This is a genomic window from Mariniluteicoccus flavus, from assembly GCF_054776655.1.
Genome location: NZ_BAAHBN010000015.1, coordinates 44,370 through 64,567 on the forward strand (window position 1 = coordinate 44,370; position 20,198 = coordinate 64,567).

Sequence of the window (20,198 nt, forward strand, 5' to 3'; positions counted from 1 at the left end):
GCGGGGTCCGTCTCCGGGGGTGTCGTGGTCACAGCGGGAAACTATCGCCTCACGCGGGCCACAGCCCGCGTTCGAGGCAGACGTCCCGAAGCGTGTCGACCCGGTCGGTGATCAACCCGTCGACCCCGAGGTCGATCAGCTCGTGCATCTCGGCGGCGTCGTCGATGGTCCAGACCTGGACCACCTTGCCGGCGGCGTGGGCGCGGGAGATCAGCCCCGGCGTGACCAGGCGTACGTCGCGGCCGGCGACACGTTGCGAGACCGGCATCTGGAAAGCCACGCCCGCGTCGTTGGCGTACGCGGGCACGACCGGCACGAACGACGTCCACGCGACCCCGACCCCGGTGACCGACGTGGGCACCTGGTCGCCCATGCGCCGGCGGAAGGCGGTGATGCGGTCGAGGCCGAACGACCCGACACAGACGCGGTCGTGGGCCCGGTGGGCGTTGATCGCGGCCACGAGCGGCTCGACCGCGCCCGGCGCCTTGATGTCGATGTTGAACCGCGCGTCCGGGAAGGTCTCGAACAGCTCGTCGAGCGTGGGGATGGCGTCGCGGCCGCCGATGCGCACCCCCTCCAGCGCCGCCCACGGCAGGTCGGCGATCAGGCCCGTCCGGTCGGTCACGCGATCCAGCCGGTCGTCGTGGAAGGCGACCAGGCGGCCGTCGGCGGTGGCATGGACGTCGGTCTCGAGCCAGCGATAGCCGAGCGCGACGGCCTGACCGAACGCGTGGACGGTGTTCTCACGCCCCAGGTTGGCCTCGAGGAACGAGCCGCCGCGGTGGGCCATCGGGATGAAGGGGGCGTCGAAGTAGGCGAAGTCACGCGCGTGGCGTCGGGTCATGGGCGCCAGTCTGGCAGGGCGCGGTGGCTCAGAGTCCCGGCAGGTACGCCAGCCAGCGTCGCGCGAACTCGGGCAGCCACGGCGGGACGCCGAACACCAGCATCGTCAGATAGCCGAGCAGCCAGCAACACGCCGCGAAGCACGCCCAGAACAGGAGCTTCTTGGGCCAGCGCCACCCCTGGTAGCGCCGGAAGAAGTCCTTGAACCACAGCATGACGTTCTGGGCCCACTCGAACTCGCTGGCCCACACCGCCAGCCCGAGCAGGAACAGCGGGATGCCGCCGGGCCCGGGCAGGGGACCGGTCAGGCCCGCCGCGATCATCAACAGCAGTCCGGCGATGCCGACCGCCACGCGGTAGAAGAACAATTGGGTGGGGTTGGCGCGGATCTTCGCCCGCCACGCCCAGCGGTCCTCGTGGGCGTCGATCAGGTGGGGATGGTCGTGCGGTTCGCGGGAGACACGCGTCGAACCGGTGCGGTCGTCGCGGTCGGCGTGCATGGGCCAACTCTAGGTGTTCGGGTCAACGGATGTTGGCCTCAACCCGCAAGGAGTACGCCGCCCAGGCCCGCCGCGGCGATGAACGTCGACGCCGCAGCGCCCAGCAGGACGGTCCGACCGCCCGTGGTGACCAGGTGCCGGAGGCGTACGCCGGCCCCCAGCGCGAACATGGCCGTGGCAAGCAGCAGGTTCTGGGCGATGCCGGCGCCGCCGAGCAGGCCCGCGGGCAGGGGCACGAGCGAGCGGACGGCGACGGCGACGAGGAAGCCCACGACGAACAGCGGCACCAAAGGCGGGCGCGGTCCGGTCGACGATCGGCGGCGGACCGCGCTCACGGCCGCGACCATCGGCGCGAGCAGGAGTACGCGGGTCAGCTTCACCACGACCGCGGTCGCGAGGGCCGCCGCCCCGATGGTGCCCGCGGCCGCCACCACCTGGGCGACCTCATGGATCGACGCCCCGGCCCAGGCCCCGGCCATCTCGGCGGGCAGCCCCAGCGCGGTCGCCGCCAGCGGGATCACGGGGATGGCGACGAGGCCGAACAGCGTGATGATGCCGATCGCCGAGGCGACGTCGTCCTCGTCGGCACCCACGGCGCCATTCATGCCGGCGATCGCCGCCGCGCCGCAGATCGAGCAGCCGGCCGCGACGAGGAGGCCCAGCTCGCTGGGCAGGCCGAGGCGCCGCGCCAGCCAGGTGGTCAGCAGGAACGTGCACGCGGTCACGGCCACGATGACCCCCACCAGCGGCAGCCCGAGCCCCAGGATCGATCCGAACGAGATCTGCAGGCCCAGCAGCACGATGCCCGCGCGAAGCAGCGGCTTGGCGGCGAAAGTGAGGCCGGGCCGGAGGACCTCGGGGAGGCGCGTCGCGTTGCCCGCCACGATGCCCAGCAGGAGCGCCACGAGCAGGGGGCTCAGCAGCGGGACCCAGCGGTTGACGAGCCACCCCACGAGGGCCGCGCCGACCGCGACGGCCAGGCCGGCGAGGCGGCCCGCCCAGACCCCGCGTACGCCGGTGTGGGGTGGGGGAGAGGTCGGCGTGGTCACCCGCCGAGTCTGGCCCGCGGCGAACACGGAGGCAAACTGCGGCAGAATCACCCCGTGCATACCATCGTGTCGATCCAGTCCTCGGTCGCGTACGGCCACGTCGGCAACTCGTCGGCGGTCTTCCCCATGCAGCGCCGCGGCGTGGAGGTCTGGCCGGTCCACACCGTGCTGTTCTCCAACCACACGGGCTACGGAGCGTGGCGCGGGCCGCTCGTGCCGGCGGCCGACATCATCGAGGTCGTCCGCGGCATCGACGATCGCGGCGTGCTGGGGCGGGCCGATGCCGTGCTGTCCGGCTACCAGGGCGGCGAGGACGTCGCGGCCGCCATTCTGGAGGCCGTGGAACTGGTGAAGGAGCGCAACCCCGGCGCGCTCTATTGCTGCGACCCGGTCATGGGCGACGTGGACCGCGGCTTCTACTGCCGTCCCGGCATCCCCGAGCTGATGCGCGACCGCGTCGCCCCCCAGGCCGACGTGATGACGCCGAACCACTTCGAGCTCGACTTCCTCACCGGGGGCCAGACCCACACCCTCGACGAGGTGGTGGCCGCGGCCCGCGCGCTGCGCGACCGCGGACCCGAGACGGTGCTGGTGACCTCGGTCGTGCACGCCGACGCCGAGCCGGGCACGCTCGACATGGTCGCCGTCGACGGCACGGGCGCCTGGCTGGTCTCGACCCCGATCTTCGACCGCGCCTTCACCGGATCGGGCGATCTCACCGCCGCCATGTTCCTCACCGGCCTGCTCGACACGGGCTCGACGGCCGAGGCGCTGGGCCGGACCGCGGCGATCGTCCACGGGGTGCTCCGCGCGACCGTCGACTCCGGCGACCCCGAGCTGCAGGTGGTCGGCGCCCAGGCCGAGATCGCGGCCCCGAGCGCACGGTTCGACGTGCGCCCGCTCGCCTGACCCCGGACGCGACGGCGCCGCGCCCCAGGAGGGGCGCGGCGCCGTGGTGCGTGGTGGAGCAGGTCAGTCGCGGAAGACCTCGATGTTGGCGCCCACCTTGTTGAGGCGGTTGGCCAGGTCCTCGTAGCCGCGGTTGATCACATAGACGTCGCGCAGGATCGACGTGCCCTTCGCGGCCAGCATCGACAGCAGGATGCAGACCGCCGGGCGCAGCGCCGGCGGGCACACGACCTCCTGGTAGCGCCAGCGCGTCGGGCCCTTCACGATCACCCGGTGGGGGTCGAGCAGCTGCACGTTCGCGCCGAGGCGGTTCAGGTCGGTCATGCGGATCGCGCGGTTCTCGTAGACCCAGTCGTTGATCAGCGTCTCGCCCTCGGAGCAGGCCGCGATGACGCCGAAGAACGGCAGGTTGTCGATGTTGAGCCCGGGGAAGGGCATCGGGTGGATCTTGTCGGTCGGCGCCACCAGGTCCGACGGCCGGACGGTCAGGTCGACCAGGCGCGTCTTGCCGTTGGCCGACTTGTATTCGTCGGTCGTCTCGAACTGCAGGCCCATCTCCTTGAGGATGGCCAGCTCGATCTCGAGGAACTCGATCGGGGCGCGCTCGATCGTGAGGGTCGAGCGGGTCACGATCGCCGCGGTCAGCAGGCTCATGGCCTCGATCGGGTCCTCCGACGGCGCGTACTCCACGTCGGTGTTGATCGACTCGACGCCGGTGATGGTCAGCGTCGTGGTGCCGATGCCGTCGATCTGGACGCCGAGCTGCTGCAGGAAGAAGCAGAGGTCCTGGACCATGTAGTTGGACGACGCGTTGCGCAGCACCGTCGTGCCGGGCGTCATCGCCGCCGCCATCAGCGCGTTCTCGGTGACGGTGTCGCCGCGCTCGGTGAGGATGATCGGGCGCTCGGGGCGCACGGGGCGGGCCTCGCACTGGTAGTAGCCCTCGGTCGCGGTCACCTCCAGGCCGAAGTGGCGCAGGACCTGCAGGTGGGGCTCGATGGTGCGCGCGCCCAGGTCGCAGCCGCCTGCGTACGGCAGTTTGAAGTGGGGATAGAAGTGCATCAGCGGACCCAGGAACATGATGATCGACCGCGTACGCCGGGCCGCGGCCACGTCCATGTCGTCCAGGCGCAGTTCGTCGGGGCGGGTCAGTTCGAGGTCGGCCTTGTCGTCGGACCAGCGGGCCTCGACGCCGATGGAGGTCAGGACCTCCACGATGCGGTTGACCTCCTCGATGCGGGCGATGCCGCGCAGCGTGGTCTTGCCGCGGTTCAGGAGGCTGGCGCAGAGCAGGGCCACGGCCGCGTTCTTCGACGAGCGCACCTCGATGTTGCCCGAGAGCACGGTGGGGCCCTCGATGCGAAGGTGCTCGGGGCCGCCGCTGCCGACGGAGATGAGCTCGCTGCCCAGGGCCGTGGCAATTCGGTTGATCATGTCGAGGCTGAGGTTCTGGTTACCTGCTTCGATGCGGTGGATGGCGCTCTGCGACGTGCCGAGCAGCTCGGCCAACTGGAGCTGCGTCAGCCCGCGGTGCTTGCGCGCGTCGCGGACGAGGCCGCCGATTCGGTCGGGTGAGGTATCAGTCACCCGCACTACGTTAACTCATAGACGATATTTCTCAAGTTGGCCGTTCGGCGATTCGCCCCGGGCGCGGACGCGCCGCCCGGGGCAATAGAGTTGCGCGCATGAGTGCACATTTTGACGTCGTCGTGCTGGGCGCAGGTCCCGGCGGTTATGTCGCAGCCATCCGCGCCGCGCAGCTCGGCAAGAAGGTCGCGGTCATCGAGAAGAAATATTGGGGCGGCGTGTGCCTCAACGTCGGCTGCATCCCGACCAAGGCGCTCCTTCGCAACGCGGAGCAGGCCCACTTCGTCACGAAGGAGGCCAAGACCTTCGGCATCAACGGCGAGTTCACCCTCGACTACGGCGTCGGCCACAAGCGCTCGCGCGGCGTCGCCGACCGCATGGTCAAGGGCGTGCACTTCCTGATGAAGAAGAACAAGATCCAGGAGCTCGACGGCTGGGGCGAGTTCGTCGACGCGAAGACCATCAAGGTCTCCGGCGGCAAGGACGAGACCACCGTCACGTTCGACGCCTGCATCATCGCGACCGGCTCGGTCACCCGCATGCTGCCCGGCGTCGAGGTGTCCAAGAACGTCCAGACCTATGAGGAACTCATCCTCGCCGACGAGGTCCCCGACTCCATCGTGATCGCCGGCTCCGGCGCCATCGGCATCGAGTTCGCGTACGTCCTGCAGGCCTACGGCGTCGACGTCACCGTGGTCGAGTTCCTCGACCGCATCGTGCCGCTCGAGGACCCCGAGGTCTCCGCGGAACTCGCCAAGGCCTACAAGAAGCTCGGCGTGAAGCTCCTGACGTCGACCAAGGTCGAGTCGGTCGAGGACACGGGCTCGGGCGTCAAGGTGAAGGTGACCTCGGAGAAGGGCGGCGAGCAGGTCCTCGAGGCCGACAAGCTCCTGTCTGCCATCGGCTTCGCCCCGCGTACGCAGGGCTTCGGCCTCGAGAAGACCGGCGTCGAGCTGACCGAGCGCGGCGCGATCGCGATCGACGACTTCATGCGCACCAACGTGGACGGCATCTACGCCATCGGCGACGTGACGGCCAAGCTGATGCTGGCCCACACCGCGGAGGCCCAGGGTGTCGTCGCCGCCGAGACCATCGCCGGAGCCGAGACCATGCCGATCAACTACGACATGATCCCGCGGGCGACCTACTGCCAGCCGCAGGTCGCCTCGTTCGGCTACACCGAACAGCAGGCGAAGGACAAGGGCTACGACGTCAAGGTCGCCAAGTTCCCCTTCTCGGCCAACGGCAAGGCCTGGGGCCTGGGCGACGCGACCGGCTTCGTGAAGGTCGTCGCCGACGCGAAGTACGGCGAGCTGCTCGGCGCGTCCATGGTCGGTCCCGACGTCACCGAGCTGCTGCCCGAGCTCGTCCTGGCGCAGATGTGGGACCTGACCGCGGAAGAGGTCGGCCGTTCGATCCACGCCCACCCGACGCTCTCGGAGGCCCTCAAGGAGGCCGTCGAGGGCATCGCCGGCCACATGATCAACCTCTGACATGACCGCGTCCGACACCGCCCGCAGCGCGGGCTCGCAGGTGCAGAACCACCCTGCGTACCAGTGGCTCGTGACGCTCGGGCTCATCGCCTACGGCGTCATCCACCTGCTGATCGGCTGGATCTGCGTCCAGCTCGCGCTCGGCGGTGGCGGGGGAGAGGCGTCCAACCAGGGCGCGCTGCGCGACCTGGCGTCGAAGCCCTTCGGCACCGTGCTGCTCTGGTTGGTCGCGATCGGCATGGTCGCGCTCGTGGTGTGGCAGGCCATCGAGGCCGCGATCGGCCACACCCAGTACGACGACAAGAAGCGTCTGCGCAAGCGGGTCTCCTCCGTCGGCCGCGCGATCCTGTACGCCGGCCTCGCGCTCACCGCCGGCCGCATCGCCATGGGGGGTCAGGCGTCGAACTCGAACCAGGCGCCCCAGGACGTGACCGGGCGGCTGATGTCGGCGCCCTTCGGCCAGGTGTTGGTCGCTCTGCTCGGCGCGGCCGTCGTCGCGGTCGGCGTGAGCCAGATCGTCAAGGGGGTCCGCCGCAAGTTCGTCCAGGAGGACCTCGACGGCGGCGTGCCCGAATGGGCGAAGAAGCTCGGCACGGCCGGGTGGATCGCGAAGGGCGTCGGCCTCGCCATCGCCGGACTGCTCATCGTGTGGGCCGCGATCACGTTCGACGCCGGAAAGGCCGCGGGGCTCGACGGGGCACTCAAGACGCTGCAGCAGGCGCCGTTCGGATCGATCCTGCTCGGCCTGATGGGGCTGGGATTCGCCGCGTTCGCCGTCTATTGCTTCGTGTGGTCGCGCAACGCGCGCCACGAGAAGGCCTGACTCACCCCTCCTCGACCGGAGATGCGGCCAGTTCGACCACCCGGTCACATCGCCGCGCCACCAGGTCGAGGTCGTGCGTGATGAGCAGCACGGCGATGTCCCGCTCGGCGGCCAGTCTGCGGAGCAGATCGACCACCGCGACGGCGGTTCCCGGGTCGAGCGCCGACGTCACCTCGTCGGCCAGCAGCACGCGGGGGTCCTGGGCGAGCGCCCGCGCCAAAGCGACCCGCTGACGCTGCCCGCCCGACAACCGCTCCGGCGTGCGGTCGGAGACGTCGGGCGTCAGCGCCACCGCATGCAGCAGTCCCTGCACCGTCTCGTCGAGTCCGCTGCGTCGCAGCGGCCGGGCGAGCGTGTCGCGGACCGTGCGCCCGGGGGTCAGCGCGCCCCGCGGGTCCTGCGCAACCCACGCCACCGCGGCCCGCGTACGCCGGGGTCGGCGGCCGACGCGCCACGGCAGGCGTACGCCGTGGAGGCTGAGGTCACCCGCGAGGGCGGGGTGGAGCCCGGCCAACGCCCGCGCGAGCGTGGTCTTGCCGACGCCCGATGGGCCGACGAGCGCGGTGAGGCGGCTTGGATCTCACCGGGGCCGGGCTCTGGATGTCGATCGTCGGCTACTGGGTGGTGGGGCTGCCCGCCGCGCTCGCACTTGCCGTCTGGGGCGGCCTGGGCGTGTATGGCTGCGGGCTCGGGCTCGCCACCACAGCGGGTCTGATGTGGTGGCGGTTCTGGCGGGCGACGGGAGCCGGCGTACGCGTGGCCGACTGACGCCCGGGCGCAGGGACACAGAAGGGGCGCACCGGCCGGTGCGCCCCTTTCCTTTGTCCAGCCGGGTTTCAGAGGGTCGTGTCGCCCGCGGTCTTCGCGTGCTTGAGCCCGAGGAAGCCGAGGATCGCCATCACGACGGCGCCGATGAAGGCGGCGACCGAGGCGATGCCGGCGATCATGCCCATGGTGCCGAAGGCGTACGCGTTGAGCAGCATGCCGCGCAGGGCGTTGCCCATGAAGAGGCTCTGGCGCAGGTCGCCCATCTTCTTGGCCTCCGCGGTGGTCTTGTCGGGAAGCTTCTGGAACTCACCCGAGACCTCCTCATAGGTCTTGCCGCCCGACGACTTGTTCATGTGGACGAGGATGTAGTTGTCGGCGAAGGCCTTCGCCTGGGCGCCGGTGCTCATCTCCTTGCCGGCGTGGGGGGCCAGCTGGGCCTTGTCGGCGGCCGGAAGCGCGTCGAGGGCGGGTCCCGACGGCATCGTGATCCGCTGGGAGGTGAGCTGGTCGCTCACCTGCTGGTTCACGAAGCTGCTGGCCCAGGCGAGCAGGCCGCCGGCCACGAGCAGGAGGGCGGCCAGGGCGAGGCCGACGTAAGAGATGAGCTTGTCAAGGACGCTGCGACGCATCGGGAGACTCCTAGGTCAATGATCTTCACCCCGGTGAGGCGGGGCGGTACTTCTTGGGTACGTGATGATTCAACCACGACTACTATGCGATGTAGTAGTTGAAACCCTTACCGAGCGGTGAGATGTCGGACACGTTGTCTGAGCGAGCGCAGCCCCCCGTTGTCTGAGCGAGCGCAGCGAGTCGAAGACAAGGAATCTTCCACCCCCCACCACACGCCCGCCGTGCCGGCGATTGCCTACGGTGGTGGGACATGAGTGAGAACGGGGGAGAGCATGGCTGACACACTGAAGGCGAGGATCGGCATCGCCGCCGCCGTGCTCACGCTCGCTCCTCTGTCGTGGCTGGGTCTGGGGCTGACGGGACAGGCGGGCGCCGAGGTCTCCGCCGTGCCGGCGGCGGCCCCCGTCGTTCCCCCCAGGGCGAAGGTCGACACCACCCCGACCACGTCGGCGTCTCCATCGAGCCGCCCGACAGTCGCGCCACCGAAGCCGGCCGCGCCCGCGCCCCCGCCCGGGAAGCCACCCGCCACCGTGGGCGCCGAGCTGCCCGATGAGGAGCCACCCGCCGCGGACCCGCCGCCGGCGCCCCGCGCCCCCGCCCCGGCCCGGCCCGCTCCGGTCTCCTGCTCGTCGACCCCCGGCACGGTCCGCCCGACCCGGTTCCAGGTCCTGCGCACCGGGGTGAACGTGCCCATGGTCAGCGTCGGCAAGGACGCCGATGGCAACCCGGGCGTCGCCAAGAGCCTGTGGCAGGCGGCGTGGTACACGGGCTCACCGGCGCCCGGATCGTCACGGGGCAACGTGATCATCAACATCCACTCGAACATGAAGGGCCGTGCGCTCGGCAACGACCTCCACCTCGGCGGGTTGAACCCGGGCGACATCATCAAGGTCTCCGGTGCCGATGGCAAGGTCGCGTGCTATCGCTTCCGCGAGAAGAAGCGCATCTCGGTCAGGACCTATGACCCGAGGTCCGGCGTCTACCACAACGCCACGGGGCGGCCCCAACTCGCGATCATGACGTGCTGGGATCGCGATCCCCGCACCGGCATCTACGAGTCGCGCATCATCTTCTATGCCGATCGGATCGCCTGAATCCCAGCCACGGTTGATGTCATGTGGCACGCTCAGGGGGTGCTGGAGACCCGACCCGACTGCTCGCGCTGCCAAGGACTGTGCTGCGTCGCCCTCCCCTTCTTCGCCTCGGAGTCCTTCCCCGTCGACAAGGCCGCCGGCGAGCCCTGCCGCAATCTCGCGCGTGACCATCGGTGCACCATCCATTCCTCGCTGGCAGACCGCGGCTGGATCGGCTGCACGGTGTTCGACTGCTTCGGAGCGGGGCAGCACGTCGCGTCGGTGACGTACGCGGGCCGCACGTGGCACGACGACGCCCAGACCCGGCAGGAGATGTTCGAGGTCTTCCCCGTGATGCACCAACTCTTCGAGATGCTGTTCCATCTCGAGCAACTCGCCGACCATCCCGTGCGCGACGAGGTGATCGCCGCGATCGACACGGGACAAGGGGTTCTGGACCTGGACGTCGCGGAGCTGCGCTCCCGGGTGGGAGCGGTGCTCTCTGACGAGAGCACCCGTCTGCGCTCGGGCCGCGGGGGCCGGGCGCCCGCGTACATCCATCCACGGGCCGATCTCGCCGGTCGCGACCTGCGCGGTGTGGCGCTGGCGGGCGCGGACCTCCGCGGGAGCCTGCTGATCGGCGTCGACCTGCGCGGCGCCGACCTCGCGTACGCAGACCTCCTGGGGGCCGACCTGCGCGGGGCCCGCGTCGGCGGCGCGCTCCTCGCCGAGGCCCTCTTCCTGAGTCAGTCGCAGCTGAACGGCACGCGCGGCGACGCGCGGACCACGATCCCGGCACGACTTGCACGCCCCGGTGGATGGGAGCGGTGATGGACGCCAAGTGGTGGCCGGTGATCATCATCCCGTGCATCGGGCTGGCGTTCGTGATCGTCGGCATCAAGTTCATGACGGACCTGACGGGGGAGGCCACGCGTACGCAGCGGCGCGGCGGCGTCTGCGTCGCGATCGGCGTGGCCTGCATGGTGCTGGCCGGCCTCGTCGGGGCCTTCATGTCCATCTGAACGAAGCCGCAGGGTGATTGGATGGTCAGCATGAGAGCAGTTCTGGACGTGTTCGTCCGTACGCTGGTCCTCGCGGCGGGCTCGTTCGCCGCCGGCTGGCTCGCCACCCTCGGCGATCGCTCGGGCGGTGCCGCGCTGGGAGCCGGGCTGGCGGGCTTCGCCGCGCTGATCGTGATGTCCGGCGTCTGGGGCGCTCTGGACGGTCACCGGGCCGGGAAGCTGGGCCGACCACTGGCGGTGTGGCTCGTCACGGCCATCGTCGTGGGCGTGATCGCTGCCGTGCAGGCCCAGGCGTTCGCGCCACGCATCGATCCGCAGGTCCTGGCGTCGGACCTGAGCGGCGTGACACCTCTTGTGGCCGGACTCGTGCTGGTGCCCGCCGCTATCGGCGCGGCCATCGGGGTCGTGGTCGGGCGCCGGCGCCGATCGGTTGACGCACCCTGACGGAATTGTCAGACCCCACTGATTGGCTCTGCGTCCGGCCAGAACGAGGGGGAGACATGACGACGGGACAGTGGATCGACGACCTGGAGCGCGAGCTGTGGGTGAAGGCGCAACGCATGACACTGCCGCGCGAGCGGGAGTGTTTCGCGTGCTACACGGCACGCATGCTGGGGGAGTTCGGCTGCAATCACGAGCTGCGCTGGGCCCTGCGCTACCGCGACACACGGGCGCCGAGGGCGACCGCACTGGAGCGTCGTCTCAGCTCACGCGGCGCCTTCTGCGACTGCGAGGTGTTCCTGAATGACATCGGCGTGCGTGCCGGTGTGGTGCGACCCGATGAACCCGACCGCATCCCGCCGTGCCCGGGCGTGCGACGCGGGTCGACGACGCCCTGCGACCACTGGGGTCGGCGGGTGCGGTGGTGAACGTCCTACGATGGAACCATGGCTTCGGTTCCCGACACCGTGCGACGGCTGCTGGCCGACCGTGACAGCGGCCGGCTGGCGCGGCTGTGCGCCGACCACGGGATTGATCTCCTGGTCCAGTTCGGCAGCTCCCGCAACGACCCCGCGCAGGCGGGGGACGTCGACGTGGCCTATTCGTTCCGTCATGGTGTCGAAGGCGACGACCTGGCGGTGGTGAACGCACTGGGGGAGGCGTACGGCGACGCGCTCGACATCATGCCGCTCGATCGCGCAGGGTCGGTCGCGAAATACGCGGCCCTCGGTGGGGGAGAGGTGCTCGTGGAGCTGACGGATGAGAAGTTCGCCCTGCAGCAGATGGCGGCGTTCGGGCAATTCGTGGACACACAGCGGTTCCGCGATCTGCAGGTGGAGGCCCTGCGCCGATGACGCCTCGCGACCTCTCGACGAGCACGATCGTTGCCCGCCTGCAGTTGATGCGGGAACTGCTCGACGACCTGGCCAGTGTGGGTGATCCGACCGCTGACCATCTCCGCGATGATCGCCTTCTGCGTCGCGCGGTGGAGCGCGTCCTCACGCAGTTGGTCGATCTGGCGGCCGACATCAATCAGCACGTCTCGAACACCTTGGGCGCGTCAGTCTCCTCGGAATACCGTGAATCCTTCGACACCGCATCCAGACTCGGCCTGTTCCCGCGGGAACTCGCCGAACAGCTGAAGCCCAGCGTCGGCATGCGCAATGTCCTCATCCACGAATATGTGAACGTCGACCTCGCCATGGTCTCGCGCGCCCTACCCGTGGCGCGGGAACAGTACGCGCGCTACGTCCGCCATGTGGCGGACTGGGTCTCGCGGCGCTGAGGGCCGCGGCCTAGGCTCGGCCCATGACACTGGCCTTCCTTCTCGTCGTCACCGCGGTCGTGGCCGCGCCCGGCGCCGACTTCGTCGTCACCCTGCGCAACACGGTGGCCCACGGCCGCCGCGCCGGGATCGCAACCGCCGTGGGGATCGGGGCCGCGTCGGCGATCCAGGGCACCCTCGTCGCGCTCGGGCTTGGTGCGCTCATCGTGCAGTCGCACGTGCTCTTCACCGCGATCAAGTGGCTGGGCATCGCCTATCTCGTCCATCTCGGGGTGACCTCGCTGTGGGCCGCTTACCGGGGCGCGTACGCAGCCGCCGGCGACGACTACAGACCGACCGGCTGGTGGCGCGGGATGCGTCAGGGCTTCCTGACCAACATCACCAACCCGAAGATGCTGGTGTTCTATCTGTCGCTGTTGCCGCAGTTCGTGTCGCCCACGGCCAGCACTCTGACGTGGCTCGTCCACGCCTGGACCCTGCCCGCGCTCGGCACGGCCTGGATGGTCATCGTCGCCGTCGGCGGCAGCATGGCGCGCGACCACCTCCTCCGCCCCGTCGTCCGCCGGGTCATGGATGCGGTGAGCGGGTTCGCCCTGCTCGGCTTCGGGCTCAAACTCGCGACCGCCCGCGACTGAACTTCGGCCCCGGGTCGGATGGCCGGTCCGTCGCCTCGAACTAGCGTGGGGTCCACCGGCGCGACAACCGCGCCACTGATCGAGGGAGGCCCCGTGAACGGTGTGGTGGTCAACGCTCTGAGGGGCATCCTCGCGATCGCGCTCACCGGCTCGGTGGTGGTGCAGGTCGTCGTCATCTTCTTCATGGGCAGCGATTCGCCCGGTGGGCGCACCCCCAGCGACCTCGCACTGCAGGTCATCGCGTTCCTCGGCGTCGTCGCGCTGCAGGTCATCGGCGTCTGCGTCTGGAAGCTCCTGACCCTGGTCCGTCGCGGCGGAGTCTTCTCGCCCGTTGCCTTCCGCCATGTCGACCTCATCATCGGCTCCATCACGGCGGGATCCCTGCTGGTGTTCGCGATCGCCGTCGTGGGGTCCTACGTGAACCGCACCACCCGGGCGACGAGGTGGCACCCGGGCTGGTCGGTCTCGTCTGCGGCGCCGCGCTGGTGATCGCCGGCATCGCCCTGGTGGTGCTGATCCTGCGCTTCCTGCTCGTGCAGGCCGTCGCGACCCACGCCGAGGCCGAACACCTGCGGTCGGAGTTGGAGGCGGTTCGCCGGGGATGACACACCCTCCCGCCACTACCAAGATATAGCGGGAACGGGGGCTTGCCGCAAGGCCCCATTGGGGGTCGAGAATGGCCGCTCATCCATCAGGAGGCCCCCGTGTCCCGAGCAGGAACCCCCACCTTCGACCTTCCCGAATCACTGTCCGACAAGAAGAATCCTGGACTCATCGCCGGCGACGAGGTTCACTTCGGCACGATCGCCGCCGTCCTGCGGGACGCCGTCGGAACCCTGCAGGACCAACTCGACGAGGTGCGCCGCGCCCCGGCCGGCATCGGCACCCGTGCGCTCGAGCGAGACCAGGAGGTGCGCCGCCTCACCTCCCGGCTCCGCCTGCTGTCCCGCTACGGCGTCGACCTGTGCCTCGGCCGGATGGTCCACGAGGACGGGGCAGTGGACTACATCGGCCGGATGGGTCTGCGCGACGACGCCGGACAGCCGCTGCTGATCGACTGGCGCGCCCCGGCGGCGGAGCCCTTCTTCGCCGCGACGCACGCCCGGCCCAAGGGGCTGGTGAGTCGTCGACGGTATCGCTGGGCGGGGGGCCGCGTACGCGACTTCTGGGACGAGATGTTCGACGACTCCGCCCTCCCGGACGCCGTTGCCCTGGACGACCAGTCGTCCTTCCTCGCGGGGCACGCATGCTGACCGCGATCGAACCTGCAGCGGCGCTCTATGAGGAGCCCCCGACCGACCCGCTGGAGATCGACACCCCCTGGGGCGAGGTGACGGTCTCGCGGTCAGACTGGGCGTACGCGTTCGGCGCCGTCGACCCCGGGACGCCCCACAACGAGGGCCGCGACCAGGTCTGGGCGGCCCTGACCGAGTTCGCCGCCGAACAAGTGGCGGACGAACTCGAGGAGGCCGGCGCCGACGAGGACCTGCTCGCAGCGGTCCTGCGCCGCGACGACACCCTGGTCGAGGCGCTCGGCGCCAGCTGGCCGATGCTGGAGCCACAGGACCTGGTCGCCGATCTGTGGTCGGTGCCCGCGTACCTGCGCCGCTGCGCCCCGTGGCTCGACCGCGATCAGATCGCTGCCCTGCAACGGAATGCGCCGTACGCGTGGACCGACGCCGACCTCCCGCTGCTCGACGCGGCGCGGCGACGGCTGGGCGACCCGGCCTCGGCGCGTCGGCAGGCCCGCCGGGCAACCGCACGTGCCGCCGAGCGCGAGGAGATGGACGCCGTGGTCGACCACCTGATCGCCACCGACGACTCCGAGATGAGCGTGATGTCGATGCTGCGCGGGGCCGACCTGCGCGACGCACTGGAGGACCCGGCGGGGGAGCCGGAGCCTGGAAACGATGCCCTCGCCGCATAGTCGGCGACGTTCTCACCCGTCGATCCGCCGCCGATGACGATGACGTCGAAGGTCGTCTCGTGCTCAGCGGAGGACATGCTCAACCCTTCCGGGGCGCTGCGCCCTGGACCAGGTCCGCGTACTCGGGGTGCTTGTCGATCCACGCCCTGATGAACGAGCACGTCGGGACGACCGTGCGCGTCCCGTCCTGTCGGGCGGCCTCGAGCGCGTGGCGGGCGAGAGCGCTGCCGACGCCCTTTCCCTCGTACGCGGGATCGACTTCGGTGTGGGGGAATACGACCTGGCCGTCGGTCAGCTGGTAATCGGCGAATCCGGCCAGTTCGTCGCCGAGGCGTGCCTCGTAACGGCTGGCCTCGCGATTGTCGGTGACAGTGACATCAGACATTGGTGACCTTTCGCGTTGGAGGCGTCCAGCCTGCCACGGCCCGCCTCGCGACCTTCAGCGGGACCGAGGTCGAGGAAGGCACTGGTGTGGAGAATGCGCTCGCAAGTCGTCTCGCTCACAGGCTCGGGTCGATCAACGCGTCGATGTCGTCGTGCAGCGCACGGTGGTCGACCTTGGGCAGCATTGAAAGCTCGATGATCTCGTGGCGCAAGACGCGACCGGCGTCAGCTTCCAGCCATCCGTAAGTTGGATTCGGCTGTCGCCGCTTGTCGGTCGGCGACCCGGGGTTGAACAGGTGTACGCCGTCCTCGACGTCGTCCCACGGGATGTGGGAGTGGCCGAAGACGACGATGTCGGCGTCAGGGAATCTTCGACGCATGCGACGTCCACGACCAGTACGCGCGCCCGAGTCGTGGATCATGGCCACGCGTACGCCGGCCAGTTCGAGCTCGAGGGTCTCTACCGCACCCCAGGACGCGATGTCTGGTCCGTCGTTGTTCCCGAGGACGACCTCGACCGGAGCGAAGCCAGCGAGTTCGTCGAGCACGCTGGGCGCACAAACGTCACCGGCGTGCAGGATCAGGTCAGCTCGCTCAAGTGCTGGCAGCAGGGGAGCCGGCACACCTTTCCAGAACCGTGGCGCATGGGTGTCGGCCAGGACGAGGATCCGCATGCCGTCATGGTCCCAGCCTGACCGCGATCTATGACGCGGCCATCGCGCTGCGCTGACGCGCGAGGAGCCGATTGGTGAAGATGACCGGCACGGCGATGGCGAGGGCGATGCAGAAGACGCTCAGCCAGATGCTGCTCAGGCCCATGGCAGCCGCGACCGACAGGATGATGGCGGACACGGTGAAGCAGATCAGCCAGACACGCGTGATGATCACGTTGAACTTGTAGAACTCCGGCGTGTCCCAGACTTCCTTGGGCGCCTCTCGCTTGGCCAGCGCGAGCGTGAACGGCCGATGGGCGAGCAGGGTGATGAGCACCGTCGCGGCCAGCCAGATCTGGGATGCGGCGCCGACCCAGCGCGGCAGGACCGGCCCGCCCACGACCCAGTCGAGCACCGCGTAGATGACGAAGAAGGCACACGAGGACAGCTCGAGCACGACTTCACCCGTGCTCTTCGCACTCCGGGCGGCGATGGCGAGCAGGATGGCCGCGAGGATCGCACAGGCCAGCGCCGCGAAGCGGTCGGCGACGAAGGCCGACAGCACGGCGTACACGATCCACTGTGAGAGGCTGCGCACGATGGGCAACGACGTCTCCTGACATTCTAGTTATGACATGTGCATTCTGGAATGTGGCCCATGACACGTGAATCCTGGAATGAAAGACTGAACCAATGAGTCTCCGGTACGCAGCGCTCGGCCTGCTCGCTCAGCGACCCGGCAGCGGATATGACCTGTTGAAGCGCTTCGAGCAATCGATGGGCAACGTGTGGTCGGCGACCCAGAGCCAGCTCTACACCGAGCTCAATAGCCTGTCCGCCGAGGAGCTGATCGCTGTGACCTCGGTCGGCCCTCGGGGACGCAAGGAGTACGCCATCTTCGAGCAGACGGTCGCCATGGCCGAGGAGGCGCTCGTCACCCTGGAGCGTCTCCGTGCAGACATCAAGTGGAGCGACAACGATTCGGATCGCTTTGGCCGCATCTCCCTGGAATGGGGCATCAGGTCCGCGACGATGGAGCGCGATTGGGCACAGTGGGCACTGGGCCAGATCCCAGGCGATACAACCGTCTGACCCGAGTTGGTCCCAAGGTGTCCGATAAGTGACATTATGTCATCAAACCCTCTTCGTGCCCGCTGCGAGGGCTATCCGTAGTGATATCGGCTGTCAGGTTTCATCGAACCTGTGGGCCGCCCCCTTCATTCGGTCCGGTCGCTCTGTGAGTCGTCGGTTTCGATTTTGTGGGTGCACTGCCGAGCGTACTCGGCCGGGGGTAGGTAGCCGAGCGATGAGTGCCGACGCTGATGGTTGTACTCGGTCTTCCAGTCGCCGATCACGACCTGGGCGTGCAGCAGTGAGTAGAAGCTGTTGATGTTGAGGCACTCGTCGCGGAGGCGGCTGTTGAACGATTCGACGTATCCGTTGTGCCAGGGCGAGCCGGGCGGAATGTAGAACAGGCCGGTGCGGGTACCCGCCCAGTCGGCCATCGCGTCGCTGATGAACTCGGGCCCGTTGTCGCTGCGGAGCACACCCGGTGCACCGCGGACGGCGACGAGCTCTTCGAGGTGGGCGGTGAGCCGGTCGGCGGTGATCGACCGCTCCACGAGCCCGCCGATGCATTCGCGGGTGTGCTCGTCGACGATGGAGCAGATCTTGATCGGGCAGCCCCGCTCGTCGGCGTCGAACTGGAAGTCCACCGCCCATACGAGGTTCGGTGCGACCGCCGCCGGGGCGTCGACGGTCGAGGATCCGACACGCTTGCGGCGTCGCCGCTGCGGGACGCGGAGGCCTTCGGCTCGCCAGAGGCGTTGGATCTTCTTGTGGTTCACCGCCCAGCCCTCACCCCGGGCGTCGTGATACGCCCGCCGGTACCCGTAGCGGGGATGCTTCTTCGCCCACGCGCGCAGCCAGTCTCGCAACGCGCGATCAGGGTCGGCGACCGTGTCGCCCTTGAGCGGGCGACGGTACGCGGACCTGCTCAGCCCGGCCAGACGGCACGCCATCCGCTCGCTCACCTGCAGTGTCCTGATCAGGTGCGAGACGGCGGCGCGGCGCCTGCCCGGGCCTAGAAGTTTCCCTCGGCCAGCTCCTTGAGCGCGGCCTTCTCCAGCTCCGCTTCGGCCAGCAATCGCTTGAGCGTGGCGTTCTGCTTCTCCAGCTCCCTGAGGCGCTTCGCGTCGTCGGCCTTCAGTCCGCCGTACTGGTTACGCCACCGGTAGTACGTCTGCTCGGATATCCCAAGCTCCCGACACACCGCGGCGATGTCGCTGCCGTCGGCGAGCATCCTGTCGGCCTGCCCGAGCTTGCGGACGACCTGCTCCGGGGTGTGACGCTTCCTGCTGTTCGACATGATCTGACCAGTCTCCCTGCCCGCAACCACGGGCGACAGGACGACTCCCAGAACCACCGGACCTACAAAACGGGGTCAGCCCACCTGAGGCATTGCACCGTACGTGAGGCACCGTGTCCGTTTCGTTCATCCAACCTGAGGCACCGTGTCCGTTTCGTTCATCCAACCTGAGGCACCGTGTCCGTTTCGTTCATCCAACCTGAGGCACTGTGTCCGTTTTATTCACCGAACCTGAGGCAACACGCCGACCTCGTTCATCCAACCTGAGGCACTAGGCTCGTAGCCTTTAATGGTGAGCATTCAGGGCGCTGTCACAAGTCGGTCGACGGGCGTCCTACTGCGTCACAGTACTCGAGCGCGAGCCGAGTGCGTGATTGATTTGGTGGACGCAGCAACTACGAGGTTCGAGGAACTTCCAGCATATCGCGAGATTGTTGGCTTCAAGGGTCAGCGTAACTACACAGGCCTTTGGTGGTTCGCCACCTCGCGAACGCACGTCCCCTACGAATCCTGGGTCGAGCGCGACTATGTGATGGTGCTCGATCGGTCCCCTGACGTGGTGGCGGTGCGATCTCAGCCATTCGGGCTCGCAGTCACGTTGGCTGCGAGCCCGAAGTGGCATGTCCCGGACTATTTCGTCCGCCTGAGTGATGGTGGGTGTCGCGTGGTGGACGTCCGACCCAAATCTTTGATCACTTCCGAGGACCAACGCACCTTCGACGCCACAGGTCAGCTCTACAAGATGGTCGGTTGGGACTACGAGGTTGTGGGAGACCTGTCACCCGTGCTGCGTTCCAATCTTCGCTGGATTGCCGCGTACCGCCATCCACGCAACGCAAACTCCGGCGTGTCTTGGGACGCTTTGCGGTCAGCCGTCGCTGAGCGTGGGCGAGTTCGCCTCAGCACTTTGCCTCAGTTGTTGGACGTCTCCCCGATGGCACTACTCCCCCACGTGTACTACCGGCTATGGACCGGCGACCTCAGCGTTGACATCGCCCGGTTGCTGTCCCTCAGATCCTTCGTGGAAGTGGGATCTGCATGAGTGCCAGCGAAATCCGCGTAGGTGACCGGGTGCAGTTTCGCGAAGCATCATGGCGGATCGTCACAATCGATGGAACGCAGGTGCGACTCACCGGTGGATCGACCCACGACGTCACTGTCAGCGTTGCCGACTTGGTTTCCGCGCGAGATTTCGCAGTGACCGACGGCGCTGCGGCGCGGCGCCCTCTGACCCAGAACGCACGTTTTGAGGAGCTCCCCGATGCGGTTCAAGAAGAAGCACTGTTTTGGCAGAGACATCTGACTGACGTGATAGACGGGCGCCCGTTCGACAACCAGGGCCCCAACTATGATCGTCGGCTTACGACGCTTCGGCAGCGAGAACACACAAAGGTCGCGCAGCTTGCGGATACGGGCGAACAAGTTTCCCTGAGCACCTTGCAACGAAACCGGCTGCGGTTTCAGAAGTCAGGTCTCATCGGTCTTGTTGATCAAAGGATCCTGCGGCCTTCCCAAGCGGGGTCACGAGTTGCAGCCGAGGTTCGTGAGGCTCTGGCTGAGGTGCTGGCGCTGAATACTCATCGGTCAAGCGGGACCTTCGATCGCCTCCGCCGTGACCTCGTGGAGTTGCTCCGAGAACGGCACGGCGATGGTCACGGGCTTACGGCGCCTTCCACGGCTAGAGCGTGTCAAGGTTTCTGTGTAAGTGGTGGCCTGGTGGGTTAGAGGTAGGGGTTGATTCGGTCGGGGTAGACGAGGGCGAGTTCGCCGAGGGCGGCTTTCCAGCCTTGGATGACGGAGCCTTCGAC

26 protein-coding genes and 1 pseudogene are annotated in these 20,198 nt (G+C 68.5%); 17 read left to right on the forward strand and 10 right to left on the reverse strand.

Going from position 1 to position 20,198, the window contains the following annotated elements; all coding sequences use genetic code 11:
• Positions 1–49 precede the first annotated feature (49 nt).
• Genes ACYVAG_RS16505 through ACYVAG_RS16515 form a run of 3 tightly spaced genes read right to left on the reverse strand, consistent with a single transcriptional unit; the run spans position 50 to position 2,392 of the window.
• The gene (locus tag ACYVAG_RS16505; RefSeq protein ID WP_460771486.1) at positions 50–844 is read right to left on the reverse strand and encodes a glycerophosphodiester phosphodiesterase; all 795 of its coding nucleotides are present in this window, start codon (positions 842–844) and stop codon (positions 50–52) included.
• Positions 845–872: 28 nt separating this feature from the next.
• Positions 873–1,343: a PGPGW domain-containing protein gene (locus ACYVAG_RS16510; RefSeq protein WP_460771488.1), complete on the reverse strand. Its 471-nt coding sequence runs from the start codon at positions 1,341–1,343 to the stop codon at positions 873–875.
• A gap of 38 nt (positions 1,344–1,381) precedes the next feature.
• Entirely contained in the window at positions 1,382–2,392 is a 1,011-nt protein-coding gene (locus ACYVAG_RS16515) for a YeiH family protein (protein WP_460771489.1), read from the reverse strand.
• A 54-nt stretch (positions 2,393–2,446) separates the two neighbouring features.
• Here ACYVAG_RS16515 and pdxY point away from each other — a divergent pair, with 54 nt between their 5' ends.
• The gene (gene pdxY / locus ACYVAG_RS16520; protein WP_460771491.1) at positions 2,447–3,301 is read left to right on the forward strand and encodes a pyridoxal kinase PdxY; all 855 of its coding nucleotides are present in this window, start codon (positions 2,447–2,449) and stop codon (positions 3,299–3,301) included.
• A gap of 63 nt (positions 3,302–3,364) precedes the next feature.
• Here the strand turns inward: pdxY and ACYVAG_RS16525 are convergent, their stop codons facing one another.
• Entirely contained in the window at positions 3,365–4,888 is a 1,524-nt protein-coding gene (locus ACYVAG_RS16525; RefSeq protein WP_460771492.1) for a helix-turn-helix domain-containing protein, read from the reverse strand.
• 98 nt (positions 4,889–4,986) lie between these two features.
• Here ACYVAG_RS16525 and lpdA point away from each other — a divergent pair, with 98 nt between their 5' ends.
• On the forward strand, positions 4,987–6,381 hold the full coding sequence (lpdA, locus tag ACYVAG_RS16530; protein WP_460771494.1) for a dihydrolipoyl dehydrogenase: 1,395 nt from the start codon (positions 4,987–4,989) through the stop codon (positions 6,379–6,381).
• Position 6,382: 1 nt separating this feature from the next.
• The gene (locus ACYVAG_RS16535) at positions 6,383–7,204 is read left to right on the forward strand and encodes a DUF1206 domain-containing protein (RefSeq protein ID WP_460771495.1); all 822 of its coding nucleotides are present in this window, start codon (positions 6,383–6,385) and stop codon (positions 7,202–7,204) included.
• A gap of 1 nt (position 7,205) precedes the next feature.
• Here the strand turns inward: ACYVAG_RS16535 and ACYVAG_RS16540 are convergent.
• Positions 7,206–7,763 (reverse strand): annotated as a pseudogene (locus ACYVAG_RS16540) (ABC transporter ATP-binding protein); the annotation flags it as partial.
• 14 nt (positions 7,764–7,777) lie between these two features.
• Between ACYVAG_RS16540 and ACYVAG_RS16545 the strand changes: the two are divergent.
• The gene (locus ACYVAG_RS16545; protein WP_460771497.1) at positions 7,778–7,972 is read left to right on the forward strand and encodes a hypothetical protein; all 195 of its coding nucleotides are present in this window, start codon (positions 7,778–7,780) and stop codon (positions 7,970–7,972) included.
• 68 nt (positions 7,973–8,040) lie between these two features.
• On the opposite strand, the gene ACYVAG_RS16550 is transcribed toward ACYVAG_RS16545, so the two are convergent.
• Positions 8,041–8,601 carry a hypothetical protein gene (locus tag ACYVAG_RS16550; RefSeq protein ID WP_460771498.1) on the reverse strand — a complete coding sequence of 187 codons (561 nt, stop codon included), beginning with the start codon at positions 8,599–8,601 and terminating at the stop codon, positions 8,041–8,043.
• Between the two features lie 273 nt (positions 8,602–8,874).
• Here ACYVAG_RS16550 and ACYVAG_RS16555 point away from each other — a divergent pair, with 273 nt between their 5' ends.
• From ACYVAG_RS16555 to ACYVAG_RS16605, 11 genes are all read left to right on the forward strand, one after another.
• On the forward strand, positions 8,875–9,696 hold the full coding sequence (locus ACYVAG_RS16555; protein WP_460771499.1) for a class F sortase: 822 nt from the start codon (positions 8,875–8,877) through the stop codon (positions 9,694–9,696).
• A gap of 21 nt (positions 9,697–9,717) precedes the next feature.
• Positions 9,718–10,506: a pentapeptide repeat-containing protein gene (locus ACYVAG_RS16560; protein ID WP_460771501.1), complete on the forward strand. Its 789-nt coding sequence runs from the start codon at positions 9,718–9,720 to the stop codon at positions 10,504–10,506.
• A complete protein-coding gene (locus ACYVAG_RS16565; RefSeq protein WP_460771502.1) occupies positions 10,506–10,697 on the forward strand; it encodes a hypothetical protein in 192 nt (63 codons plus the stop codon). The genes ACYVAG_RS16560 and ACYVAG_RS16565 overlap by 1 nt, the downstream gene beginning before the upstream one ends.
• 30 nt (positions 10,698–10,727) lie before the next feature.
• A complete protein-coding gene (locus ACYVAG_RS16570) occupies positions 10,728–11,141 on the forward strand; it encodes a hypothetical protein (RefSeq protein WP_460771504.1) in 414 nt (137 codons plus the stop codon).
• 56 nt (positions 11,142–11,197) lie between these two features.
• A complete protein-coding gene (locus ACYVAG_RS16575; protein WP_460771506.1) occupies positions 11,198–11,566 on the forward strand; it encodes a DUF2695 domain-containing protein in 369 nt (122 codons plus the stop codon).
• A gap of 18 nt (positions 11,567–11,584) precedes the next feature.
• Entirely contained in the window at positions 11,585–11,992 is a 408-nt protein-coding gene (locus ACYVAG_RS16580) for a hypothetical protein (protein WP_460771508.1), read from the forward strand.
• Positions 11,989–12,423 carry a type VII toxin-antitoxin system HepT family RNase toxin gene (hepT, locus tag ACYVAG_RS16585; RefSeq protein ID WP_460771510.1) on the forward strand — a complete coding sequence of 145 codons (435 nt, stop codon included), beginning with the start codon at positions 11,989–11,991 and terminating at the stop codon, positions 12,421–12,423. The genes ACYVAG_RS16580 and hepT overlap by 4 nt, the downstream gene beginning before the upstream one ends.
• A gap of 23 nt (positions 12,424–12,446) precedes the next feature.
• The gene (locus ACYVAG_RS16590) at positions 12,447–13,058 is read left to right on the forward strand and encodes a LysE family translocator (protein ID WP_460771511.1); all 612 of its coding nucleotides are present in this window, start codon (positions 12,447–12,449) and stop codon (positions 13,056–13,058) included.
• 93 nt (positions 13,059–13,151) lie between these two features.
• Positions 13,152–13,547, forward strand: a complete 396-nt coding sequence (locus tag ACYVAG_RS16595) for a DUF2975 domain-containing protein (RefSeq protein ID WP_460771513.1) — start codon at positions 13,152–13,154, stop codon at positions 13,545–13,547.
• A gap of 215 nt (positions 13,548–13,762) precedes the next feature.
• Positions 13,763–14,311 carry a hypothetical protein gene (locus ACYVAG_RS16600; protein WP_460771515.1) on the forward strand — a complete coding sequence of 183 codons (549 nt, stop codon included), beginning with the start codon at positions 13,763–13,765 and terminating at the stop codon, positions 14,309–14,311.
• Complete coding sequence (locus tag ACYVAG_RS16605; RefSeq protein WP_460771516.1) at positions 14,305–14,985, forward strand: hypothetical protein; 681 nt, start codon at positions 14,305–14,307, stop codon at positions 14,983–14,985. The genes ACYVAG_RS16600 and ACYVAG_RS16605 overlap by 7 nt, the downstream gene beginning before the upstream one ends.
• A gap of 79 nt (positions 14,986–15,064) precedes the next feature.
• Here ACYVAG_RS16605 and ACYVAG_RS16610 read toward each other — a convergent pair whose 3' ends face one another.
• From ACYVAG_RS16610 to ACYVAG_RS16620, 3 genes are all read right to left on the reverse strand, one after another.
• Positions 15,065–15,370, reverse strand: coding sequence for a GNAT family N-acetyltransferase (locus tag ACYVAG_RS16610; protein ID WP_460771518.1), 306 nt, complete (start codon positions 15,368–15,370; stop codon positions 15,065–15,067).
• Between the two features lie 115 nt (positions 15,371–15,485).
• Complete coding sequence (locus ACYVAG_RS16615) at positions 15,486–16,043, reverse strand: metallophosphoesterase family protein (RefSeq protein WP_460771519.1); 558 nt, start codon at positions 16,041–16,043, stop codon at positions 15,486–15,488.
• A gap of 28 nt (positions 16,044–16,071) precedes the next feature.
• Positions 16,072–16,629 carry a hypothetical protein gene (locus ACYVAG_RS16620; RefSeq protein WP_460771521.1) on the reverse strand — a complete coding sequence of 186 codons (558 nt, stop codon included), beginning with the start codon at positions 16,627–16,629 and terminating at the stop codon, positions 16,072–16,074.
• 86 nt (positions 16,630–16,715) lie between these two features.
• On the opposite strand from ACYVAG_RS16620, the gene ACYVAG_RS16625 reads away from it, so the two are divergent.
• Positions 16,716–17,114, forward strand: coding sequence for a PadR family transcriptional regulator (locus ACYVAG_RS16625; RefSeq protein ID WP_460771522.1), 399 nt, complete (start codon positions 16,716–16,718; stop codon positions 17,112–17,114).
• A gap of 125 nt (positions 17,115–17,239) precedes the next feature.
• On the opposite strand, the gene ACYVAG_RS16630 is transcribed toward ACYVAG_RS16625, so the two are convergent.
• Positions 17,240–18,390 (reverse strand): IS3-like element ISPfr10 family transposase gene (locus ACYVAG_RS16630; protein WP_460771524.1). Its coding sequence is split into 2 segments (ribosomal slippage): positions 17,240–18,120 and positions 18,120–18,390, totalling 1,152 coding nucleotides; the frame shifts between segments, so codons are not numbered across the junction.
• A 370-nt stretch (positions 18,391–18,760) separates the two neighbouring features.
• Between ACYVAG_RS16630 and ACYVAG_RS16635 the strand changes: the two genes are divergently transcribed.
• Complete coding sequence (locus tag ACYVAG_RS16635) at positions 18,761–19,432, forward strand: TnsA-like heteromeric transposase endonuclease subunit (RefSeq protein WP_460771525.1); 672 nt, start codon at positions 18,761–18,763, stop codon at positions 19,430–19,432.
• Positions 19,433–20,198: the final 766 nt, after the last annotated feature.

Excerpts from the sequence above, each read along its gene's own strand:
- ACYVAG_RS16605 (WP_460771516.1), top strand. The coding sequence starts at position 14,305 with ATGCTGACCGCGATCGAACCTGCAGCGGCGCTCTATGAGGAGCCCCCG.
- ACYVAG_RS16615 (WP_460771519.1), bottom strand. The coding sequence starts at position 16,043 with ATGCGGATCCTCGTCCTGGCCGACACCCATGCGCCACGGTTCTGGAAA.
- ACYVAG_RS16575 (WP_460771506.1), top strand. The coding sequence starts at position 11,198 with ATGACGACGGGACAGTGGATCGACGACCTGGAGCGCGAGCTGTGGGTG.
- lpdA (WP_460771494.1), top strand. The coding sequence starts at position 4,987 with ATGAGTGCACATTTTGACGTCGTCGTGCTGGGCGCAGGTCCCGGCGGT.
- ACYVAG_RS16555 (WP_460771499.1), top strand. The coding sequence starts at position 8,875 with ATGGCTGACACACTGAAGGCGAGGATCGGCATCGCCGCCGCCGTGCTC.
- ACYVAG_RS16565 (WP_460771502.1), top strand. The coding sequence starts at position 10,506 with ATGGACGCCAAGTGGTGGCCGGTGATCATCATCCCGTGCATCGGGCTG.
- ACYVAG_RS16610 (WP_460771518.1), bottom strand. The coding sequence starts at position 15,370 with ATGTCTGATGTCACTGTCACCGACAATCGCGAGGCCAGCCGTTACGAG.
- ACYVAG_RS16505 (WP_460771486.1), bottom strand. The coding sequence starts at position 844 with ATGACCCGACGCCACGCGCGTGACTTCGCCTACTTCGACGCCCCCTTC.
- hepT (WP_460771510.1), top strand. The coding sequence starts at position 11,989 with ATGACGCCTCGCGACCTCTCGACGAGCACGATCGTTGCCCGCCTGCAG.
- ACYVAG_RS16535 (WP_460771495.1), top strand. The coding sequence starts at position 6,383 with ATGACCGCGTCCGACACCGCCCGCAGCGCGGGCTCGCAGGTGCAGAAC.
- ACYVAG_RS16590 (WP_460771511.1), top strand. The coding sequence starts at position 12,447 with ATGACACTGGCCTTCCTTCTCGTCGTCACCGCGGTCGTGGCCGCGCCC.
- ACYVAG_RS16550 (WP_460771498.1), bottom strand. The coding sequence starts at position 8,601 with ATGCGTCGCAGCGTCCTTGACAAGCTCATCTCTTACGTCGGCCTCGCC.
- ACYVAG_RS16560 (WP_460771501.1), top strand. The coding sequence starts at position 9,718 with ATGTGGCACGCTCAGGGGGTGCTGGAGACCCGACCCGACTGCTCGCGC.
- ACYVAG_RS16625 (WP_460771522.1), top strand. The coding sequence starts at position 16,716 with ATGAGTCTCCGGTACGCAGCGCTCGGCCTGCTCGCTCAGCGACCCGGC.
- ACYVAG_RS16510 (WP_460771488.1), bottom strand. The coding sequence starts at position 1,343 with ATGCACGCCGACCGCGACGACCGCACCGGTTCGACGCGTGTCTCCCGC.
- ACYVAG_RS16570 (WP_460771504.1), top strand. The coding sequence starts at position 10,728 with ATGAGAGCAGTTCTGGACGTGTTCGTCCGTACGCTGGTCCTCGCGGCG.
- ACYVAG_RS16580 (WP_460771508.1), top strand. The coding sequence starts at position 11,585 with ATGGCTTCGGTTCCCGACACCGTGCGACGGCTGCTGGCCGACCGTGAC.